Below are 16,125 nucleotides of genomic sequence, written 5' to 3' on the forward strand. Positions count from 1 at the left end.
GGTGCATGCCGGAGGTGCGTCGCCAGGCATCCGTACGCACCGGCGCCTCGAACCCGCGCAGCCAGTCGAACTCCTGGCGGGCCCAGGCGTACGTCTCCTCCAGGTCGATCTCGGCGCCGAGGTAGCGCCGGGCTGCCGACTCGGCCGACGCGGCTGACCTCTCGGCCGACGCGGCTGACGCCTCGGCTGGGGTCAGGGGCGCAGCGTGCCGTCCACGCGACGCGGCGTGCCGGTGTGTCCGTCGCGCAGCTCCTCGGGCAACAGCTCCTGGGGCGCGTCCTGCCACACCATCGGGCGCAGGAACCGGCGTACGGCGGTGACGCCGACCGAGGTGTGCAGGGTGTTGGTGGAGGGCCACGGTCCGCCGTGGTGCTGCGCCCACGAGACGCGTACGCCGGTGGGGAAGCCGTTGAAGACCAGGCGACCGGCGATCGGGGCGACCGCATCGACGAGTCGTCGGGTCAGCGCGGACTCGTCGGGCTCGGAGTAGAGGGACGCGGTGAGCGATCCGGGAACCTGGGTCAACGCAGCGACGAGGTCGGCCTCGTCGGCGTACCTCACCACGACGGCGGCGGGGCCGAAGCACTCCTCGAGGACCTCCGGGAGTCCCGCCGAGCCGGTCACCAGGAGTCCCGCGGCGGCCCAGGCGGGTCCGCCCTGCTCCTGCGCCGTCACGGCGGCGGTGACGCCGGGCGCCGACGTGAGGCGGCCGAGGATCTCGCGGTAGGAGTCGGCGATGCCGACGTTGAGCAGCGGCTGCGCGACCGACTCGGCCAGGATCGCGGCCAGCTCCTCGACCAGCTCGTCGCCGACCTCCCCGGCCGGCACGAACACCAGTCCCGGCTTGGTGCACAGCTGCCCGGCCGACCCGGTGATCGACGCGGCGAGACCCTCGGCGATGGCTGCGCTGCGAGCCACGGCGGCGCCGGGGGTGACCACGAGCGGGTTGAGGCTGCCGAGCTCGCCGTAGAACGGGATCGGCTCGGGGCGCGCGTTGACCAGGTCGAGCAACGCCCGGCCACCGGCGGGCGAGCCGGTGAAGCCGACCGCCTTGATGAGCGGGTGGACGACCAGGTCGGCACCGGCCCCGCGACCGTGGACCAGGCCGACCGTCCCGGGCGGCAGCTCGAGGTCCTCGACCCCGGCACGCAACGCGTCGAAGGCGAGCTGGGAGGTCAGCGGGTGCGACTCGTGCGCCTTGACCACGACCGAGCAGCCGGCCGCGACCGCGGAGGCGGTGTCGCCGCCCGGCACCGAGAACGCGAGCGGGAAGTTGCTGGCCCCGAAGACGGCGACCGGGCCGATCGGCACGAGCATGCGGCGTACATCGGGGGCAGGCCCGAGCGGCGTCTGGCCGGCGTGGTCGATCGCCGCCTCGAGGAAGCCGCCCTCCCGGACGGCCTCGGCGAAGAGGCGCAGCTGGAAGCCGGTGCGGCCAACCTCACCCTCGAGCCGCGGCCGGGTCAGCCCGGTCTCCGACATCGCGGTCTCGACGAGCCGGGCGCGGCTCTCCTCGAGCCGGTCGGCCATCGCTTCGAGCAGGCGGGCACGCCCCTCGCGACCCAGCGCTGTCAGCGCCGGCACGGCGAGATTCGCCTCCGTGACGACCCGGTCGACCTCCTCGGTGCTGGTGGCTCGCAGTCCGGTCGGGGTCTCCTCGCCGGTGGCGGGGTTTCGGGAGGACAGGAAGGTCACAGCAGCTTCCTTCCGGCGAGGTTGCGCATCAGGTCGGCGACGCCGAAGTTCCACGGCGCGCACTCCTCGCTCGCCCTGACGCGGTTGACGAGGGTGCCGAGCTCGGGCGCGGAGATCCGGACGATGTCGCCCGAGTGATGGGTGAACCCCATACCGGGCTCGTCCCGGTCGTGCGAGGGCGCGAACATGGTGCCGAGCAGCAGCACGGCCCCGTCGGGGTACTGGTGGTGCGGGCCGACCAGCTGGCGCACCAGATCGGCGGGGTCGCGGCTGATCGCGCGCATCGACGAGGTGCCCACCATCTCGAAGTCGTCCTCGCCACGCACCTCGAGCGAGACCGTCATCGCGCGCACGTGGTCGAGGGTGAAGCCGGCGTCGAAGAGCCGTACGAACGGGCCGACGGCACAGGCGGCGTTGTTGTCCTTCGCCTTGGGCAGCAGGAGCGCCGAGCGACCCTCGACGTCACGCAGGTTGACGTCGTTGCCCAGGGTGGCGCCGACGATCCGGCCGTCAGAGGCGACGACCAGCGCCACCTCGGGCTCGGGGTTGTTCCAGCGCGACGCGGCCAGCACCCCGACCTCGGTGGCGGTGCCGACCGCGGACAGCGGCTGGGCCTTGGTGAAGATCTCGGCGTCGGGTCCGATGCCGACCTCGAGGTACTGGCTCCACATGCCGCGCTCGCGCAGCACCTCCTTGAGCCGCTGCGCCTCCGGTGAGCCGGGGAGCAGCTCGTCGAGCCCGCCGCCGATCGCCGCGGTGATCTCGGCGCGCACCGTGGCCGCGGCGTCGGCCTCGCCCCGAGCGCGTTCCTCGATGAGCCGCTCCAGCATCGAGACCACGAAGGTCACCCCGGCGGCCTTGACCGCCTGCAGGTCGACCGGCGGGAGCAGCCAGGGGCGGGTGGCGTCGCGGCCCTCCGGCGGCGTGTTGGCGAGCAGGTCGGCCACCGTAGCCAGCGGCTCACCGGGAACGCCGGCCAGAGCGGCGACGGAGTCGGTGTGCTCGCAGAGGTCGCGCACCGTCGGGAACGTCCCGCTCACGTCGTACGCAGTGCCATCCCGCACCACGACGACGCTCGGGCCTCCTGCTTGCGGATCCCAGACACGCCCCACGAGCGTCGGGACAGCGCCATCGGTGGGCAGCGTGGCGGCCAGGTCGGGGCCCCAGTCGGTGGTGACGGTCATCGGTGGTCCTTAGGTCAGGCTCGGACGAATCGGGGTGCGCGCTTCTCGGCGAACGCCGCGCGGCCCTCGGCGGCGTCGGCGGTCGCGAAGCACACGGTCTGGATGTCGCGCTCGTAGGCGACCGCCTGCTCCAGAGGCATGTTGGCGGCGGCGGCCAGATTGGCCTTGGCGGTCTCGACCGCGATGGGTGCGCGGCTCGCGATGGTCTCGGCGAGCTCGAGGGCTCGCGGCAGGAGGGCGTCGGGCTCGAGCACCTCGCTGACCAGGCCCCAGGCGAGCGCCTGCCGCGCGTCGATCGGATCTCCGGTCATCAGCATCACCGCCGCGTTGCTCGGGCCGATCGAGCGTGCCAGCAGCGCAGACATCCCGCCGCCGCCGATCCAGCCGAGCTTCACCTCAGCGGCGGCGAGCTTCGCGGTGGTCGACGCCAGCCGGATGTCGCAGATCAGCGCGGTCTCCAGGCCGCCGCCGAGGGCGTACCCGTTGACGGCGGCGATGATCGGCTTGCGCAACACCTTGAGCGAGTCGCAGTAGTCCTCCCGGTTGCGGAAGGCCCAGGGGCTGGCGTACTTGTCGAGCTCGGCGATGTCCGAGCCCGCGCAGAAGGCGCGGTCCCCGGCGCCGGTGAGCACCACGACGCGGATCTCGTCGGTGTCGTTGCACCAACGTGCCAGCGCGACGAGCGCATCGGACATCTCCTGGGTGACGGCGTTGAGCTTGGCGGGCCGGTTGAGGGTGATCACGCCGATATGGCCGCGCTGCTCGAACAGCACCTCCGGGCAGGTCGACTCGGGTGCGGTCATCGGGCAGCTCCTTCCGGGCTCGTGCGGCCGAGGGTGGCCAGGTGGCGGTCGTCGATCCGAGACAGGGCAGCGGCGATGCTGATCGAGCCGGACAGGGCCTCGCGCACGACCTCGGCGGCCTCGGTCTGGAACGTCACGTAGCCCGGATGACGGGGCCGCACCCACGCCCGCTCGACCGTCTCCAGGGTGCCGCGGTAGAAGTCGCCCACCGGCTCGTTCACCGCCGGCGAGGTCCACGCGGCGCGTGCGGACGGCTGGCCGGCGTGCGCCGGGATGAAGTCCTCCTGCACCGGCGCTGACATGAGGTGGCGTACGTGGTCGAGCAGCTCGGGCGTGACCTGGCACCGTGCCGTGATGGCCAGGCCGGTCCCGCCGAGGGTGGAGCCGGGCCGGGTACCAGGTGCCAGCGTGGGCGCGTCGGTGAAGCGAACCGGACGGTCGAGCGTGGTGTCGGCGTAGGTGACGTAGCCGTAGACGAGCGGCACGTGGGCGATCGTGTCGCCCTCGGTCATCTCGGCGAGCATGCCGATCGGGTCGAGGTCCAGGGTGTGGCGCGGCGCCCGCGCGGCCAGGTCGGCCATCAGCTCGAGGGCCTGGCGTCCGACCTCGTCGGAGACGAACCGCTGGGTGCCACCCGGCTCTTCTCCCAGTGCGACGCAGACCGAGGTGAAGGTCAGGAGCGCGTGCGGGCCCGCTACCGAGAGCGCGACCGGCGCCCGCCGGGACAGCGCGACGACCTCCGCCCACAGCCGCGGCACGGCGTCGACGAGATCCGCACATGTCGCGGCCACCTGCGTCGCCGCGTCGAGAGGCACCGCCCACAGCCGTCCGTCCATGACGTACGACGCCAGGCTCGGACCCACGGCCGCGTCCGCCCACGCCGCCACCTGCTCGTGACCGACGAGGTCGTCGAACGACTGCAGGCAGCCGTGTGCGAGTGCGTCACCGAGATGCGGGTGGTCGAGGACGACGAGGTCGTAGTCGGCGGCGATCTCCTCGATCGGGGTGGACTCGAAGCCGCTGAGCGGGTGCACATCCCAGGTCAGGTCCAGGTCGCTCGCCTCGGCCGCCGCGACCAGCGCATCCCGGCCGCGCGGGTGGTCCCAGGTCAGGCCGCGAAAGGTCGGCAGGGTCATCGGACCGGCTGCTCGGGACGGGTCTCGGCGACCACGCCACCGGCGGTCAGCGCCGCGATCTCCTCGCCGGTGAACCCGGCCTCTGCGAGCAGCTCGCCGGTGTGCTCCCCGACCAGGGGAGCGCCCCGCTCGATCGAGGCCGGCGTGCTGGAGAAGGCGTACGGGAATCCCGGGGTCGTGACCCGGCCCTCGGTGGGGTGGTCGTACTCGACGAAGGTCCCGTTGTGCTTGATCTGCGGGTCCTCGACCAGGGCCGCGTAGTCCTGGACCGGGCCGCACCAGATGCCGGCGGCACCGAGTGCGTCGAGCCACTCGGCCGTCGTACGCAGCACCAGCCTGTCCGCAGTGCGGCGATGGACCTCGTCCCGGTGGGTCCAGCCGTGCACCTCCGAGCTCATCTCGGCGAACGCGGGCTCGTCGATGACCTTCCCCAGCGTCGGCAGGTCGGGCATGGCGAGGGCGAGGAAACCGTCCGCCGTCTTGAACGTGCCATAGGGCGCCCGGATGTAGACGTGCGCGTGCGGCTCCGCGCTGCGCTGCTGGGGCACCTTGCCGGCCACGAACACCGACAGCTCCTGCATCTGCAAGGTGGTGATCGCGTCCAGCATGTTCACCTTCACCAGCTGCCCCTCGCCCGTACGCTCGCGGTGCAGCAGCGCGGCCAGGACAGCTTCGAACGCGGTGGAGGCGGTGACCGCGTCGACGAGGTACTGCCCCGCCGGCTGCGGCGGCTCGCCGTGGCGACCGGTCGAGAGCATCGCGCCGCTGCGGGCCTGCAGCAGCAGGTCCTGCCCGGGCTGGTCGACGTCGGGGCCGTCCTCGCCGTAACCGGACATCGAGACGTAGACCAGGCGCGGGTTGATCGCCGAGAGCGTCGCGTAGTCGACGCCGAGCCGTTCGGCCACGCCTGGGCGGTAGTTCTGGAGGAACACGTCTGCCGTCTCGACCATCCGCAGCAGCACCTGCTTGCCGGCGTCGGCCTTGAGGTCGACGGCCAGCGAGCGCTTGTTGCGGTTGAGGGAGAGGAAGGAGACGTTGATCTGATTGCCCTGCGCGCCGCCGGCCGCGGCGTGGCGCTGCCACTCGCCGGTGACCGGCTCGACCTTGACGACGTCGGCGCCCAGGTCACCCAGCCGCTGAGCGGCGAACGGGCCGGCCATGGCGATCGAGCAGTCGAGGACGCGGTAGCCCTCGAGGATGCGGGGTGTGGTGGTCATCGGTTCGGGACTTCCTTGCCTGGGTGGGTTGGCGGGTCAGTCGGGCTGGTCGCCGAGCGCGCGGATCGCGGCGCGGGAGGCCCGGACGTCCTCCGCGCCGTCGAGCACGCGGATCGTGGTGGTGTAGCTGCGCGTGTCGCCGTGCTCGAGCCAGGTCATCGACCCGTCCTCGCGGGCGGCGGCGTCGCCGGCGACCGCATGCGTCGACGGCTCCAGCCCGATGGCGTACTGGCCGCTGCGGAGGTTCTGCCACTCGAAGAAGTGCGGCATCGTGGCGGAGTCCCAGGAGACCTCCACGCCGAGGGTCTCGTCGCCGCGGAGCAGCGCGACCCGGTGCCGGCCGTCGGCCTCGGCGACGAGGGTGTGCTCGTGGACCTGCTCGACGAACCGCGGCTGCGGCTCGGGGAGGGTGCGGTAGGAGACGCCCTGCTCGGCGACCGAGTCCGAGCACCACGGGGTCTCGCTGATGGCCGCGACGAACTCGGTGCCCGCATCGACCAGTGGCCAGCCGAAGTTGAGGTGGTAGAGGAACATGTGCGGCGTCGGGTCGAAGCCGAGGTTGTCGACGACGTCGTGGAGGCGGATCTCGAGTCCGTCGAAGTCGGCCTCGATCGTGCGGGTCAGGCGCAGGTGCTCACCGAAGGACGTCGCCTGGACGACCTCGCCGCGCACCCGCAGCACACGACGGTCGCCGTCCCACACCTCGCCGGCCTCGAGCAGGCGGCCGGGGATCGCGGTGAGCCGGCCGTGCAGGCCGTGGTTGACCGTCTGCTTGGGCGGATAGTTGTACGCCGTGGCGTCCACGTCGCCACCGAAGAGGGTGTGGTCGAGGCCGCCGGAGACCAGCAGGCCGTCGAGGGCGCGCAGCCAGGAGAGACCGCCTTCGTCGTGGTGCTCGTGCAGGCCCGGGTGGCGGAAGCCGTTGCCGCTGCGCCACCCGAAGGGGACGCCCCGCAGCCGGGCCGCGCCGAGGTCGAGCGCCCGGTCGACCAGCACCTCGAGCTCGAGCCCGGCCGAGGTGCGCAGCTGCACCGCCCGTACGCCGCGCTCGGAACCGTTGTCGAGGACGACCTGGCGTACTCCCGCGACGGACTCGGTGTCGCCGGTGCGCTCGCGCAGCTCTCGCGGCGTGAGTCGGTGTCCGAAGATGTCGAGCTTGTTGTCGTGTTCGCTCATTGCATGTTCCATCCGCCGTCGACGTTCAGGGTCTGCCCGGTCATGAAGGACGCGTCGGGCCCGACCAGGAAGGCGACCACCGCCGCCAGCTCGGCGGGCCGGCCGCGCCGCTTGAGGGACTGGTGGTCCAGCACGTGGGCCGTGTAGGCCTCGGGATCCTCGTGGATCTCCTCGGCCTTGGTCGGGAAGGCACCCGGGGCGACCGCGTTCACGCGGATGCCGCTCGGGCCGAGCTCGCGCGCGAGCGCACGGGTCAGCGCCACCGCCGCGCCCTTGGTCGAGACATAGCTGGCCAGCTTGTCCCAGCCGCCGGAGAAGGTGATCGAGCCGATGTTGACGATCGAGCCGCTCCCCCGCGGCGCCATCAGCCGGGCCGCCGCCTGGGCGGCGACGAAGTAGGCCCGCTGGTTGACCGCCACCACGTCGTCGTACTCGCTGACCGGGATGTCCAGGAACGGCGTGGCCGGATAGATCGCGGCGTTGTTGAGCAGCACCTCGAGCGGCCACAGCTCGCGCTCGGCCTCCTCCAGGGCGGCGACCACTGCATCGGCGTCGCGGACGTCCACGGGCAGGGTGACCTGCCGAGCTCCGGTCGCCTCGACCTCGGCGGCTGTGGTGGTCAGTGCGTCACCCGGCAGGTCGAGCAGGGCGAGCGAGAAGCCCTCCTGCCCGAGGCGTACGGCGCTGGCGCGGCCGAGCGAGCCACCCGCTCCGGTCACCACGGCACAACCGCGGGTCGGGGTCTGGGACGTCATCTGGCTGGTCCTTTCGTGAGTGGGGCAGGTCAGCGCGCGGCGGGGCCCTGGGGGCGCGGGTGGAGGGACGGCTTGCGGACGAGCCGGCGACCGGCTCGCTCCGGACGTACGTGGGGGCCGCCGTGGCGTCCCCAGTCGGCGGCCTCGTTCATGTGCTCGATCGCCGCCTCGTCGACGACCAGGCCGAGACCGGGGAGGTCGCCGAGCACCAGGTGCCCGTCCTCGATCTCCTGGTCGGACTCGATACCGAAGGGCAGATGCAGGTCCTGCACCTCCAGCGAGAGGTGGTTGGGAACGACCGTGGCTGCGTGGGCGATCGGATTGGCGTTGTAGCCGACCGGACTCACCGGCAGGTCGAAGGCCAGCGCGAGGGCGGCCACACGCAGGAAGTGGCTGATCCCCCAGACGCTGCCGGTCTGCACGACGTCGACCGCGTTGGCCTGCAGCAGCGGCCGGAACTGCTCGAGTCCGGTGAGGTTCTCCCCGGTCGCGACGGCCGCACGCACCGACTGGGAGACGCGAGTCAGGCCGTCGACGTCCCACCGGCGCACAGGCTCCTCGACCCAGGCGAGGTCGACCGACTCCTCGAGGCGGCCGATGTGGCGTACCGCCTCCTTGCGCGACCAGGACTCGTTGGCGTCGAGCATCAGCGCGGGCGCGGCGCCCGTCCGGTCATGGAAGACGTCGCTGACGAGGTGGAGGCGCCGCAGGTCGGCTTCGACGTCCAGGCCGCCCTTGATCTTGACGGCAGTGAAGCCGTGGTCGGCGAACCGGGTCTGGAGGGCGGCGAGCTCCTCGTCGGTCAGCGGCCCGTCCAGGCCGGAGGCGTACGCCGGCACGACCCGGTCGCGCCCGCCGAGCAGGCGCCACAGCGGTTGGCCGGCCGCCTTGGCCTTGAGGTCCCACAGCGCCATGTCGAGTGCGCCGATCGCCCCGAACACCGCGCCGCCGTGCCCGGACTTGAAGACCCACGACAGCATCCGGTCGTAGAGCGCCTGCACGGCGATCGGGTCCTCGCCCTCCAGAGCGGGGAAGACGACGTCGAGGCCCTGGTGGTGGCCGAGGCCGATGCCCTCCAGTCCGGAGTCGGTGGTGAGCACGACGATCGGAACGACTGTCTTGCCCGATCCGACAGCGCCGTTGACGTCGCCGATGGGACGACCCCAGTCGTGCACGGTCGTCAGCGTGCGATAGCCCGTGATGCGCATGGTTCGGCGGCCCCTTTAACTCTTTCATGGAGTCCGTGAATCATCAGACATCATTTGTCTGTTGTCAACTGTATGCTGTCTGCAGGCAGAAGTGATCACCGGTGCTCAGGGAGCACCGGTGATCGATGGGCGCGACGGTCAGATGGCGATCTCCGGACGCACCCGCTTGGGCGTCCAGACCCGTTGCCGGCGAGCGCCGTAGCTGGTCAGCAGCAGCGCGCCGACGAGGAAGGCGGTCAGGACGAGGGCGTCCGCGACGACCCGCCCGGAGAGCCCGCCGTACATCAGCTGGCGCAGCCCGTCGACGGCGTAGCTCATCGGCAGTATGTGGTGGAGCCAGTGCAGCGGCTCGGGAATGGTCTGCCAGGGGAACGTGCCGCCGGCGGTGACGAGCTGGACGACCATCAGGACCAGGCCGAGGAACTGGCCCGGGGCGCCGAGGAGCGCGTTGAGCATGTGCACGATCGCGATGAAGGTCGCGGAGGTGAGCAGCAGGAACCCCAACGTGCCGAGCCAGTTCACCGGCGTGATGTCGACGGCGAGACCGACGACCACGAGCACGACGACCATCTGCGCGACGCCGATGAGCGCCGGGGTGAGCCAGCCGCCCAGGGCCACCCTCAGCGGGGTCTGGTTGGCGGCCAGCGCGCGGGTCGAGATCGGCCGGACGAGCAGGAAGAGGACGTACCCGCCGATCCATGCGCCCAGGGCGAGGAAGAACGGCGCCAGCCCGGCTCCGTACGAGGACGCCTTCGCCTCGGAGACCGAGTCGATGGCGACCGGGTCGGCGATCGTCGAGGCGATCCGGTCGCGCAGCTCCTCGTTGGTGGCGGGTGCCTGCGCGGCGCCGTCCTGCAGCCCCTTCTTCAGGTCGCCGGCGCCGGTGGCGAGCTCGGCGGCACCGTCACGCAGCTTGGTCGCTCCGGTGCTGAGCTCGCCGGCACCATCAGCGGCCGAGGAGATCCCGGCGACGAGATCGGGCATCGCATCGGCCAGCTGCTCGTTGCCGTCGGCCACTTGGTCCGCACCGGTGGCGAGCTGGTCGAGCTGGCCCGAGACGTCGCCGACGCGCTGGTCGACGCGGTCGAGCGGGGCGGAGCCGCGGTCGTAGATGGCCAGCACCTCGGCTCGTTGCTGCTCATCGAGCCCCTGCGCCTGGAGCCGGGCGTCGAGGTCGTCCCGATTCGACTCGTAGGCGGCGACGGCGTCATCGACTGCGCTCGCGGCCCGTTGCCCGGTGGCGGCGATCTCGCCGTTGGCGTCGGCAACCTTTCGGGCGCCGGTGGCGAGCTCGCGCGTCTTGCTGGGCAGGTCGGTGACCTTGCCCTCGATGGTGTTCAGGCCGTTCTCGAGGTCGCCGGCTCCGGTGGCCAGCGTCCCGGCTCCGTCGCGCAGCGTGACCGCGCCCTTCTCCAGCTTCGCGGCGCCGTCGGCGGCCTTCACCAGACCCGAGCGGAGGTCGGAGATGCCGAGCAGGAAGTTGGCCGCCGCCTGCTCGGAGACCTCGCTGGCGATGGCGGCGCGGACCTTGTCGGTGACGTTGGTCGCGATCGTGGTGGACAGGTAGGAGTTGGCGTCGTTGGTGATGACCTGGATCTGCGCCTGCTCCGGGTCGAGCCGCTCAGCGCCGGTCAGCGTACGGGAGAACCCCTCCGGGATCCGTAGAGCGAAGTAGTAGTCGCCTTCCTGGACGCCCTCCTCCGCCTCGGCGGCAGAGGTCTCCGTCCAGTCGAAGTCGCCGGATTCCAGGAGGTTGTCGGCGACATCGCGCCCGGCCTCGATCTTCGTGCCGTCGGTCGTGGTGGCCCCGGTGTCCTCCACGATGAGCGCCGCCGGGAGCTCGTCGAAGTGAGCGTACGGATCGTGGTTGGCGTAGAGGTAGAGCCCGGCGTAGAGCGTGGGGACGAGGACGAGCGCCACGATGACGAGCTTCGCCAGCCGCCCGGCAGTGATCCGGCGCAGCTCGGTCAGGGCGATACGCAACGAGTTCATGCTTCCTCCGTCGGACCGATGGTGAACGTACGCACGCCGGCGGGGATGGTGACCGCACGACTCGCGGTGACGAGGACGCCGGGCCGGCTCTCGGAGCCGGCGAGGTCGTCGGCGATGTCCAGCCACTGTGCGACCGGCAGGCCGAGGCGTTCGGGGTAGGTGAGGACGAGGAAGCGGGTGCCTGGACGCAGCAACGCCATCCGGGCGAGGATCTCCAGGCGCGGCACCGGCGGGACCGCCTCCGTGGTGATGCCGGTCGCGAGGTCGTACTCCCCCAGCCAGCCGTCGATGGCTGCAGCGCTCGGCTTGTGCTTCGCCATGGCGAGCTCCTCACCAAGGATCGTGCGGAACGGCACCATCTCGTCGGGCTCGGAGACCCCCGGCACGTCGACCAGCGCCACCGCAGCCTGCAGGACCCGAGGCGACGCGTCACCGTCCAGCTCCGCCCTGCCCGCGTCGAGCCGGAGCCGCCCGGCGAGCGCCAGAGCCAGCGACGTGTGCCCACCTCCCGGCGGACCGACAGCCACCGCGACCTCTCCCCCGTGCAACGTCAACGACGTGGTCGGGAGCAGGTCCCGAGCCCCCTGCCGAACACGTACGCCGAGGGCTCGCAGCCTCGTCTTCTCCTCGTCGACCGCGTCCTCGCTCATAGCCAAACCCTGTCACCAAATGCCGCCGATGACGGTCAGACACAGCGATCCGAAGGCACCCGAACGCTTCGCGTCAGGACTCGAGGATCTCCTTGAGCCTGGCCAGATCCTTGGTCGTCGCTCGCCGCATGGCCCGCTCCATCACCGGCGCAGCGACCCGGGAGAAACCGGACGGGTTGCCGCGGTTGCGCAGCGTCATCCAAGTGCCGCCCTCTCCCGCAGGCTCCCAGGTGTAGGTCGTCTCCATCGGGAACGGTCCATCGGCCGTACGCATCACCAGCCGCTCCCCCGGCACCCACTCGACCACCTCGTAGGTGTAGGCCAGCCGGCGCCCCAGGAACTGCGCGACGAAGTCCATCCTCGACCCGACCCGCACCGGCGGCTCCGTACGCCACTCGACCGAGCGGATGTTGGCGTACCAGGTCGGCGCGTTGGTCGGATCGCCGGCGTACGCGGACACCTCACCCGGCGATCGATGAATCGTCGTTTCCACCAGCACGTCGACGGCCATGACAGCATCCTCCTCCGAGTCAGCGTCCACGGCGAGTATCCGGACTCGGCGTAGGGCGACGAGAGCAGCGCCGAAGCAGGTCAGCTCTGACCGTGGAGCCCGTCGATCCACCCGGTGACGTCGTCGTACGAAGCGGCGATCACGCCGCGGTGGTCGACCCCGGCGTACGTCTCGGAGGTGACAGCAACGCCGTTGGCGGTCAGCTGGGACGTCAGCGCCTGCGTCCATGCCGGCAGCACGGTGGTGTCACCGTCGCCCTGCGCGAGGAACACCGGTACCGACGGCGCAAGCCGGCCCGGCTCGTTGTCGGCCATCGCCCGGTCGAAGGCGGCGAAGTCAGCGCCCGGCTGGAACACCTGGTCGGTGCTGAGCGCACCCCAGGAGTCCGACGCGTTGAGCTGGCCGACGCAACGGTCCTCGGCGTGCGACATCAACTGGTCAGCACCCGGCGTCAGCAGTCCGTCGGTCGACACGCCGGTGGTCTCGACGCCACGGATGATGAGCGGCAAGAACCCGGTGATGCCCCGCAGCGGAAGGTTGCGGATCTGCTCGACGAAGCCGCTCAGCTGAGAGCCGGGCGCAAGACCGACCGCACCGATCAGAGGGAGCTCGGGCGTCCAGCGCGGTGCGACGTCTGCGGCGAACAGGGCCGCGTGACCGCCCTGGGAGTGCCCTGCGGCAACCCATTCGGCACTCAGCTGTCCCGGCGGACCTGGCATCTTGTGTGCGGCGCGCACCATGTCGGCCGCGGCGCGTCCCTCGGCCTCACCGACGAGGTAGCTGTGCTGACCGTCGGTGCCCAACCCCTGATAGTCGGTGGCGACGACCGCGTACCCACGGTCGACCCAGCGCTGCACCGTCTCGTGCATGACCTGCAGGTAGTCGTGGGTCGGATGATCGGCCGCGTCACGAGAGGGCGCGCAGACATCGGCGACGCCCGTCGTGCCGTGCAGCCACGAGATCACCGGCCAGCCGCCCTTCGGGGCCTGGCCGCTAGGGATGGCGACGGTTCCCGAGACCGCGACCGGCTCGCCCTGAGGCGTGACGGAGCGGTAGAGGACCAGCCAGTTGCGAGCGCCGTCGTACGCCGCGTCGCCGTGGAGCGGACGGCGCCGGATCACGCTGCCGTGAGGACCGTCGAGGAGGTCCTTCGGTGCCTGGTAGAAGGCGTCGCCCACCGCTCCGGCAACCGCGGTCGGAGCGCTCGCCGCCGCGTGATGCGGGCGCGCCTCGGCCGAGGTCGTGGTGACCACGGAGGTGAGAGCGGTCGCAAGGACCGCGCCTCCGACGAGGAGTCTCTTCATGACGGGCCCTGCCTTCTTCATCATTGACGGATGCGGCGAGGTTACGTATTCCGTCACAGATGTGTCAAAATTCGTAACGGATCAGATCTTGCTCAGACTCTGGCGCGTCGACCGCACCGCGACCGCGCCGTCCCGCTGAAGGGTCCTCAGGACGTCGGCGGCGTCGAAGACCTGACCCGGTGCGCAGGCCCCGGATCCGTGATGACGCCCATCCAGGAGGCGGGCGACACCCTCGACGACGATCGGCGCACTGACGGCGTAGATGTCACGGCCACTCACGCTCGCTCGACGTACGTCGCCGCCGTCTCGAGCCACGACGTCGACGAAGAACCTCTGGGCCGAGCGGCCACGTTGGTCGACGGCCTCCGGCGCCGGTGTCTCGGCGTCGCGAAGCTCGTCGAGCGAGCCGGTGTTGAGATGAGAGCGCAGCTCCTTCACCTCCAGGTGACGGTCGATGGTGATCACCTCGGAGAACGGCAGCTGGACGACGGCCTGTTCACCCAGCGGCTCGTCGAAGGTCCACGTCTCGAAGGGCGCAGGACTCTCGAGGGGTGCCAGCGCGCCATCGCGGATGACCAGTCGGGTCGCGGTGTTCCGCACCCCGGTCACGCGCGTCCCCGCGGTCGGCCACCACCGGTCCAGACCGATCGCCACCTCGACCTCCTCTGCGTGCGTACGCCCTTCAAGGAGTGCCGTGACGAGCAGGTCGGCGAGGCCACCGTAGAACGCCATCGCCGGGACGACAGCCACGTTCGCCGACCGGGCGGGCGCGTCGAGGTCGCGGTACAGCGCCTGCACGACCGGCTGCTCGGCCGTGACGTCGAGGTAGTGGGCGCCGGCGTCGACGGCTGCCCGGGCCAGCGGAAGCGCGGTGTCGAGGAAGGGACCCGCGCAATTGACGACCGCCGCGGTCCCGGAAAGGGCACGCCGGAGGCCAGCTGGATCCGCCAGCGTGGCCACCCTCCGCTCGAGGCCGGCATACCGCGCGGGACCAGCGGCCAGCCGCTCGGCGTCGCGGCCGGCGAGCACGGGCTCGAGCCCGCGGCGCAGCAGCTCGTCGACGACGAAGCGCCCCGTGTGACCGGTGGCGCCGTAGACAAGGACTCGTTCATTCGTGTTCATGCCTCGATCCTGTCGAGGTCGGGCCGTCGAGACGAGTGTCCGAAACGACATGCACCGTACAGTTTGCGACATGCATCGGATTGCGCTCGTCCTGCACGACACCGCGATGCTCTACGAGGTTGCGATCGCCTCCGAGATCTTCGGCGCCGACCGCCCGGACCAGGACCCCGCAGGCGGCTGGTACGACCTCGTGATCTGCACCGCCGACGGCGGTCCCCATCCATGGCTACCCCACGTGCGCACGGCCGGTTACGCGGAGATCGCCCACGTCGACACCGTCGTCGTGCCCTCGGCCGACGAGCTCGACGACCGAGTGGACCCGGCGCTCATCGACGCCCTCGTCGCCGCCCAGCGGCGAGGCACCCGACTTGCCGCCCTCTGCACCGGTGCGTTCGTGCTGGCGGCCGCAGGCGTGCTCGACGGCCGCGTAGCCACCACTCACTGGATGCACGCCGAAGACCTCGCCCGCCGCTACCCGCAGGTCGACGTACGGCCCGACATCCTCTACGTCGACGACGGGGGCGTGCTCACCTCCGCAGGCAAGACTGCAGCGCTCGACCTCTGCCTGCACCTGGTACGCCGCGACTATGGCGCTGCCGCGGCCAACGCCATGGCCAGGCGGATGGTCGTACCCGCCCACCGCACCGGCGGACAGGCCCAGTTCATCACCCCGCCCGCGGCGCCACGCAGTCCGGACGGGCTCGCCCCTACCCTCGAATGGGCCCGCGCTCGACTCGACCAGCCCCTCACCGTCGCCGACCTCGCCGCCAACGCCCACCTCAGCCCCCGCCAGCTCACCCGCCGGATGCAGACGGAGCTGGAGGCCAGCCCGCTCGACTGGCTCCACCGTCAACGGCTGGCCCGCGCTCAGGAGCTGCTCGAGAGCACCGATGCCTCGATCGACCAGATCGCGACCAGCTGCGGCATGGGCACTGCCACCACCCTGCGCCGCCACTTCCACCGCACGCTCGGCGTCACGCCGACGGCGTACCGGACGACGTTCCGGCTGACTGACGACCCCAGCTCAGGCACTGAAAACCACGAAGGCCCGGACCTTTCGGTCCGAGCCTTCGTCTTGGGGTAGCGGGGACAGGATTTGAACCTGTGACCTCTGGGTTATGAGCCCAGCGAGCTACCGAGCTGCTCCACCCCGCGTCGCAAGAACAACACTACCCGCGAACTGACCCGAACCCCAATCTCGGGCGCCTGGGTCTCGTCGAGCCCGAAATCACGAAGGCCCGGACCTTTCGGTCCGGGCCTTCGTCTTGGAGTAGCGGGGACAGGATTTGAACCTGTGACCTCTGGGTTATGAGCCCAGCGAGCTACCGAGCTGCTCCACCCCGCGTCGCAAGAAGAACATTACACGCGAGGG

General features: G+C 71.2%; 14 protein-coding genes and 2 tRNA genes. 1 reads left to right on the forward strand and 15 read right to left on the reverse strand.

All coding sequences use genetic code 11. The features are described from left to right. Window positions 1–192 precede the first annotated feature (192 nt). The 13 genes from ABZY89_RS25860 to ABZY89_RS25920 all read right to left on the reverse strand — a co-directional run bounded on the left by ABZY89_RS25860 (window position 193) and on the right by ABZY89_RS25920 (window position 14,753). Complete coding sequence (locus ABZY89_RS25860; protein WP_355231848.1) at window positions 193–1,695, reverse strand: aldehyde dehydrogenase (NADP(+)); 1,503 nt, start codon at window positions 1,693–1,695, stop codon at window positions 193–195. Next, window positions 1,692–2,879, reverse strand: a complete 1,188-nt coding sequence (locus ABZY89_RS25865) for a fumarylacetoacetate hydrolase family protein (RefSeq protein WP_355231849.1) — start codon at window positions 2,877–2,879, stop codon at window positions 1,692–1,694. Before ABZY89_RS25865 ends, ABZY89_RS25860 begins: the two co-directional genes overlap by 4 nt. 14 nt (window positions 2,880–2,893) lie before the next feature. Beyond that, window positions 2,894–3,682: an enoyl-CoA hydratase/isomerase family protein gene (locus ABZY89_RS25870; RefSeq protein ID WP_355231851.1), complete on the reverse strand. Its 789-nt coding sequence runs from the start codon at window positions 3,680–3,682 to the stop codon at window positions 2,894–2,896. Further along, a complete protein-coding gene (locus ABZY89_RS25875; protein WP_355231853.1) occupies window positions 3,679–4,818 on the reverse strand; it encodes a hypothetical protein in 1,140 nt (379 codons plus the stop codon). The genes ABZY89_RS25870 and ABZY89_RS25875 overlap by 4 nt, the downstream gene beginning before the upstream one ends. Beyond that, window positions 4,815–6,035 (reverse strand): CoA transferase, encoded by a 1,221-nt coding sequence (locus ABZY89_RS25880; protein WP_355231855.1) that lies wholly within the window; start codon window positions 6,033–6,035, stop codon window positions 4,815–4,817. The genes ABZY89_RS25875 and ABZY89_RS25880 overlap by 4 nt, the downstream gene beginning before the upstream one ends. A 36-nt stretch (window positions 6,036–6,071) precedes the next feature. Next, window positions 6,072–7,211, reverse strand: coding sequence for an aldose 1-epimerase family protein (locus ABZY89_RS25885; protein WP_355231856.1), 1,140 nt, complete (start codon window positions 7,209–7,211; stop codon window positions 6,072–6,074). Then, the gene (locus tag ABZY89_RS25890; RefSeq protein ID WP_355231858.1) at window positions 7,208–7,966 is read right to left on the reverse strand and encodes an SDR family oxidoreductase; all 759 of its coding nucleotides are present in this window, start codon (window positions 7,964–7,966) and stop codon (window positions 7,208–7,210) included. The genes ABZY89_RS25885 and ABZY89_RS25890 overlap by 4 nt, the downstream gene beginning before the upstream one ends. 29 nt (window positions 7,967–7,995) lie before the next feature. Beyond that, a complete protein-coding gene (locus ABZY89_RS25895; RefSeq protein ID WP_355231860.1) occupies window positions 7,996–9,174 on the reverse strand; it encodes a mandelate racemase/muconate lactonizing enzyme family protein in 1,179 nt (392 codons plus the stop codon). Window positions 9,175–9,312: 138 nt separating this feature from the next. After that, the gene (locus ABZY89_RS25900) at window positions 9,313–11,166 is read right to left on the reverse strand and encodes a YhgE/Pip domain-containing protein (protein ID WP_355231862.1); all 1,854 of its coding nucleotides are present in this window, start codon (window positions 11,164–11,166) and stop codon (window positions 9,313–9,315) included. Next, window positions 11,163–11,816 carry a hypothetical protein gene (locus ABZY89_RS25905; RefSeq protein ID WP_355231864.1) on the reverse strand — a complete coding sequence of 218 codons (654 nt, stop codon included), beginning with the start codon at window positions 11,814–11,816 and terminating at the stop codon, window positions 11,163–11,165. The genes ABZY89_RS25900 and ABZY89_RS25905 overlap by 4 nt, the downstream gene beginning before the upstream one ends. Before the next feature lie 73 nt (window positions 11,817–11,889). After that, a complete protein-coding gene (locus ABZY89_RS25910; protein WP_355231866.1) occupies window positions 11,890–12,327 on the reverse strand; it encodes an SRPBCC family protein in 438 nt (145 codons plus the stop codon). An 80-nt stretch (window positions 12,328–12,407) separates the two neighbouring features. Further along, complete coding sequence (locus tag ABZY89_RS25915) at window positions 12,408–13,631, reverse strand: lipase family protein (protein ID WP_355231868.1); 1,224 nt, start codon at window positions 13,629–13,631, stop codon at window positions 12,408–12,410. Window positions 13,632–13,712: 81 nt separating this feature from the next. Next, window positions 13,713–14,753, reverse strand: coding sequence for a saccharopine dehydrogenase NADP-binding domain-containing protein (locus ABZY89_RS25920; protein WP_355231870.1), 1,041 nt, complete (start codon window positions 14,751–14,753; stop codon window positions 13,713–13,715). A 70-nt stretch (window positions 14,754–14,823) separates the two neighbouring features. Here ABZY89_RS25920 and ABZY89_RS25925 point away from each other — a divergent pair, with 70 nt between their 5' ends. Continuing rightward, window positions 14,824–15,837: a helix-turn-helix domain-containing protein gene (locus ABZY89_RS25925; protein ID WP_355231872.1), complete on the forward strand. Its 1,014-nt coding sequence runs from the start codon at window positions 14,824–14,826 to the stop codon at window positions 15,835–15,837. Here the strand turns inward: ABZY89_RS25925 and ABZY89_RS25930 are convergent. Together ABZY89_RS25930 and ABZY89_RS25935 are read right to left on the reverse strand one after the other, a co-directional pair. Then, a tRNA-Met gene (locus tag ABZY89_RS25930) sits at window positions 15,835–15,908 on the reverse strand. The genes ABZY89_RS25925 and ABZY89_RS25930 overlap by 3 nt on opposite strands. A gap of 116 nt (window positions 15,909–16,024) precedes the next feature. Beyond that, window positions 16,025–16,098, reverse strand: a tRNA-Met gene (locus ABZY89_RS25935). Between the last annotated feature and the right edge of the window lie 27 nt (window positions 16,099–16,125).

The sequence above is a fragment of the Nocardioides sp. NPDC006303 genome (assembly GCF_040613175.1).
In the GTDB taxonomy this organism is placed as follows: domain Bacteria; phylum Actinomycetota; class Actinomycetes; order Propionibacteriales; family Nocardioidaceae; genus Nocardioides.

Excerpts from the sequence above, each read along its gene's own strand:
- ABZY89_RS25885 (WP_355231856.1), bottom strand. The coding sequence starts at position 7,211 with ATGAGCGAACACGACAACAAGCTCGACATCTTCGGACACCGACTCACG.
- ABZY89_RS25905 (WP_355231864.1), bottom strand. The coding sequence starts at position 11,816 with ATGAGCGAGGACGCGGTCGACGAGGAGAAGACGAGGCTGCGAGCCCTC.
- ABZY89_RS25915 (WP_355231868.1), bottom strand. The coding sequence starts at position 13,631 with ATGAAGAGACTCCTCGTCGGAGGCGCGGTCCTTGCGACCGCTCTCACC.
- ABZY89_RS25875 (WP_355231853.1), bottom strand. The coding sequence starts at position 4,818 with ATGACCCTGCCGACCTTTCGCGGCCTGACCTGGGACCACCCGCGCGGC.
- ABZY89_RS25920 (WP_355231870.1), bottom strand. The coding sequence starts at position 14,753 with ATGAACACGAATGAACGAGTCCTTGTCTACGGCGCCACCGGTCACACG.
- ABZY89_RS25870 (WP_355231851.1), bottom strand. The coding sequence starts at position 3,682 with ATGACCGCACCCGAGTCGACCTGCCCGGAGGTGCTGTTCGAGCAGCGC.
- ABZY89_RS25890 (WP_355231858.1), bottom strand. The coding sequence starts at position 7,966 with ATGACGTCCCAGACCCCGACCCGCGGTTGTGCCGTGGTGACCGGAGCG.
- ABZY89_RS25880 (WP_355231855.1), bottom strand. The coding sequence starts at position 6,035 with ATGACCACCACACCCCGCATCCTCGAGGGCTACCGCGTCCTCGACTGC.
- ABZY89_RS25925 (WP_355231872.1), top strand. The coding sequence starts at position 14,824 with ATGCATCGGATTGCGCTCGTCCTGCACGACACCGCGATGCTCTACGAG.
- ABZY89_RS25895 (WP_355231860.1), bottom strand. The coding sequence starts at position 9,174 with ATGCGCATCACGGGCTATCGCACGCTGACGACCGTGCACGACTGGGGT.
- ABZY89_RS25900 (WP_355231862.1), bottom strand. The coding sequence starts at position 11,166 with ATGAACTCGTTGCGTATCGCCCTGACCGAGCTGCGCCGGATCACTGCC.
- ABZY89_RS25910 (WP_355231866.1), bottom strand. The coding sequence starts at position 12,327 with ATGGCCGTCGACGTGCTGGTGGAAACGACGATTCATCGATCGCCGGGT.
- ABZY89_RS25865 (WP_355231849.1), bottom strand. The coding sequence starts at position 2,879 with ATGACCGTCACCACCGACTGGGGCCCCGACCTGGCCGCCACGCTGCCC.